This is a genomic window from Methanosarcina baikalica (assembly GCF_031461075.1).
GTDB classification, from domain to species: Archaea; Halobacteriota; Methanosarcinia; order Methanosarcinales; family Methanosarcinaceae; genus Methanosarcina; species Methanosarcina baikalica.
Genome location: NZ_JAVKPK010000117.1, coordinates 1 through 4,248 on the forward strand (window position 1 = coordinate 1; position 4,248 = coordinate 4,248).

A 4,248-nucleotide genomic window follows, 5' to 3' on the forward strand; every position below is an offset into this window, starting at 1 on the left:
ATTTGAATCTTCTGACATATTTGTAAAAACAAATCAACATCTATAGTTTAGAGGCTAAATACTGAAACTGTGGTTCTGTTGCAAAAAATCAGAATATAGAAGTAAAAATTTAGTTTCAAGGCAAAGAACATAAAAAGACAGAATATTCCTAAGATAACATCCAGATTTAGACAGCTATTCCAAATAACTTGTTTATAAAATTGACTTCACCAAGAACACATCGATTTAAAACACCAACTTGTCCTTTTTTAATCATATTCATAGCTTCAATTCCTTTTAAAGTCTTATTCGCAGTTTGAAAAGATTGAAATCCTAACATTGGATTAACGATTCGCTTTATAGATCTATGATCTTGTTCTATAATGTTATTTAAATGCTTAATCTGTCTAATGCCTACGTTTTTAGGTAGTATTTTATCATTTTTCAGTTTATCTATAGCAGGTGGATAAGCTGGATTCTTATCAACGGTTATTACTCTTGGAATTTGATTATGATTAGAACTCAAAGCTTTATTAAAGAATCTCTTCGCTGCTTTTTTTATTACGTTTTGCACTTAACATGAAATCAATTGTGTCACCATTTGAGTCAACTGCTCGGTAAAAATATTTCCATTTACCTTTTACTTTGATATAGGTTTCATCAACTCTCCACGAATCATTTGTTAGTCTTAAATGTCTTCTTATCTTCTTTTCGATTTCAGGAGAATATTGATGTACCCATCTCATTATGGTACTGTGATCAACTTGAATTCCTCTTTCTATCATCATTTCCTTTAAATTTCGATAGCTCAATGGGTATTTTAAGTACCATCTTACATTCAATAAGATAATTTCACCTACAAAGTGTTTCCATTTAAAGGAATTAGATGACATATTACTACTTTTTATTTCCTTTTTATTTTATTATGTCCCTAGCAGATATTTTTTGCAACGGAACCAGATTTTTTGCACCAGAACCCTGTTTTGGAAATCGTTTATATAGTGGTGACTATGACAGCGAATATGGCGGCGACTGCTACACATACTATGAAGATTATGAGAAGTAATTTAGTAATTTCTATGAGAGCATTTGTCATGCTTTCAGTGTTTTCATTATTGTCTGAAATTGACACTTCAAAAACGAAAATTAAACTTTTGATTAATAACTCTTCCGGTTTTCTTTCATATCATACTGGTAAATAGAAGGTGTTTACTGAGTTTATTTGCTTGTATTTTGCATTCTCGAGTCTTAAATTATGGTTCTGGTGCAAAAAATCTGGCTTTTTTACAAAATTAGTGAAAAACATCACAATTGAGAAATTTAATCATTTTCATTAGACAAAAATGATACATAAAGGTGATATAGTGTCAAATTACAGAAATATTATTTTTGCAACGGAACCGTATCTTTTCTATTGTCTTTTTGGGATATTTTCAACTAATGTAAGTGCCAGAAAGGCAAGAAAAATCCTAAGTTTCGAGCTGATTTGTTTGCTCAAAGAAAATTTTCGATATCGGCTGATTAGAACTATGCGAATTAGTAAAAGTTCATTCCAAAGACTATGATACGCATTTTTTAAAATCGACGTCTTTTAAAGCATTTTCAAAAATGGGTATATTTTTTCCTTCTATGAGTGGGTATCAAACATAAAAAAAGTATTAGAAACACATAGGCAGATGATAAAATGATATGAGGACTTGAGAAAGCAGATAGACTTAATAAGTGACAAATTAGGCAAGAAGGACGACCAGCTTACACAGCTGAATGAAATCACACAAAAGCAAGCTGTTCATATTCAGAGCTTAATTCAGGAAACAAGTAAGTTAAATATGAAACTCTTGCCGGAGAGCACTGAGAGTAATAAACCATGGTGGAAATTTTGGTGAAAAATGGGTACTATTCATTACTTATAGATTTACATGTTTTTTCTGAAGTTTTTGCAACGGAACATAATTATGCTTATCATGCATGTATTCTGAATATGTAAGATATTCGGACGCCAATTGTATCAAAAATACCTTTCCTGATCTCACCTACTATGTTCTTCTCATTTTCGTCCAAAATATTCGCATACTGAATGATTGCAAAGTACAGAATGATAAAAGCTGCATATTCCCAGTTTGCTCCAGTTAGCATAAGTGCCTTTCTGGCTGCGAGCATAACCCAAACTATGAAGATGTTGATAAGAGTTAGTCTTCTGTACATTGAGGTGAAAGGATGCATATTCTGATTTTTCCATACTTTAAAGGTCATGAAGACTTCATTTGCTGAAAACGATACGGAATATGCAATTGCTGCTCCTAATATTCCATATTGAGGTATAAGTAAGAAGTTGAGAAGAACGTTCATTCCTGCACTGGCTATCGAACACTTCATAAGTAGGTCAGAATTTCCGGATGCCATTAAAGTGTGGTAATTAACCCCGAAGTATGAGTTTGCTAAAGCTCCTAGGGCTAGAATTCGAAGGACCATAGCTCCACTTGCGTAATCTGCTCCGTAGATATTCGTAAGAAGATACTCTGGATACACAAAAATCAATACAAAGATTGGAAATGTGAGCAAGAAGCACCATTTGGTCATTATCTGGTAGATAGGCCCTACTAATTCGGTTTTGTTTTCCCCCCAGAGCTTTGACACTACAGGAACATATACAAAACCCATAGGACTGACTATTATGGCCAAAAAACCTACCAGAGGAGATACTACATTATATGCTCCTACCACCTCAGCTGACTTGAAATAGCCAAGCATTATAGTAGCTGTCCAGGTCATAAAATTTATCAGAGTCGAAGTTATCAGAATAGGAAAAGAATATCTGAATAATTCTTTTGTAGGTTCGCTAAATTTAAATTTTAATTTCGGTTCAAATGGGGGCTTTTTAATAAAGTAAACTGACATTACACCAAATGTGAATATAATGGAAAGCAAATCCATAAACACTATTCCATGAAAGGATAAACCGAAGTGCACGGCAGCTAAAGAAAATAATAGCAGAGACAGAGGCCTTAAGAGTTTATTGAAGTACATATTTACATTCGTACGATCGAACCCCCTGTAAACTCCTACTGCGACATTCAAAAGAATGGTTGCAGGAATCGTAAATATCATAATTTTGATAACGGCCGAAATTTCTCCCTGTGTATCAAATCCATTTCCTGTCAGATGCTCGAATAACGCCGGAGAGGCTATCATGGCAATTGCAGATGCAGACAGACCCATAACTGTTGCTGATGTAATTAATTCATTAATTTTGTGATCTTCATTTCTACCTCTGAAGTATGCAATGTATCTTGCCACTCCATCACCAAGCCCTAGAGTTGCAATAACTCCTGTGATCGATATAACTGTAAGGGCAAAGGAATATATACCGAAATCACCAGGAGAAAGATATGATGTGAGAACTCTTTTAACATTAATATCGAAGAGTAATCCAATTAAGGTCCCTGCTAATATTACACCAGAGCCTGTCACAATCCGATTGACCGATTTATTAACTGACACATTAGCACCTTTTACGTGTTTTTCATTGTAATTTCTCCATAGTCTCCACTCCACCATGTGTTTTCCAAGAGTCTGGTGTACTTTCCACTTTTGCAAAAATTTTGGTAGTCTCTATAAGGCCTGTTATCAGGAACTAATTTTTTATTCTGAAATGCTTAATATAGATTGGAAATTTATTCCATAAATAGTCATCTACCAGGATTTGCAGTGCATGAAATAAAATTTTCGTCATATAGGTCGATTGGTGAACGTTGGCAGACCTTTCACCAATCGACATATCTCTTTTCTGAGGATCGTTTTTGCTTAAAAATGTGTGATGTTGATTTTCACTTCGTGAATGCACAGATTCAAACTCCAGGATATAGCCAGGTCCAGGCCTCTCAGGATCCGAGTTATAACCGTGCTCTTCTACTAGGTTCCGGCCTGCAGGAAATGACAGCAACATTTCCCTAAATTTTACTATTTATCTGCTTTTTAGGCTTCTTTCCTGCAGTTTTCCATAACTTTTTCAAGGATTATAGCAATGTTTTATTCTGCATCATATAGGAATATGTGGTATTTGACCGACAACCGCCTATCAAATGCAAAAAAACATAGAGAAACACATAGGCAGTTTTAATATATGCCTTATGTTATCGTTTTTGATACGTTTTAAAGTATGTCAGAATAGAATTATAAAAACTCATTTAAAATAGTCGGTAAATTTGACTAATAGTCGCCATATTTCTTAGACATACCTGCATTTTGCAGGCAATTAGGAGACAATTA

At 34.1% G+C, this 4,248-nt stretch carries 1 protein-coding gene and 1 pseudogene; both read right to left on the reverse strand.

Annotation, left to right across the window (positions count from 1 at the left end):
• Positions 1-166: 166 nt before the first annotated feature.
• Positions 167-872: pseudogene (locus tag RG963_RS16130) on the reverse strand (IS6 family transposase).
• 1,069 nt (positions 873-1,941) lie between these two features.
• Entirely contained in the window at positions 1,942-3,537 is a 1,596-nt protein-coding gene (locus RG963_RS16135) for a flippase (RefSeq protein ID WP_310577302.1), read from the reverse strand.
• Positions 3,538-4,248: the final 711 nt, after the last annotated feature.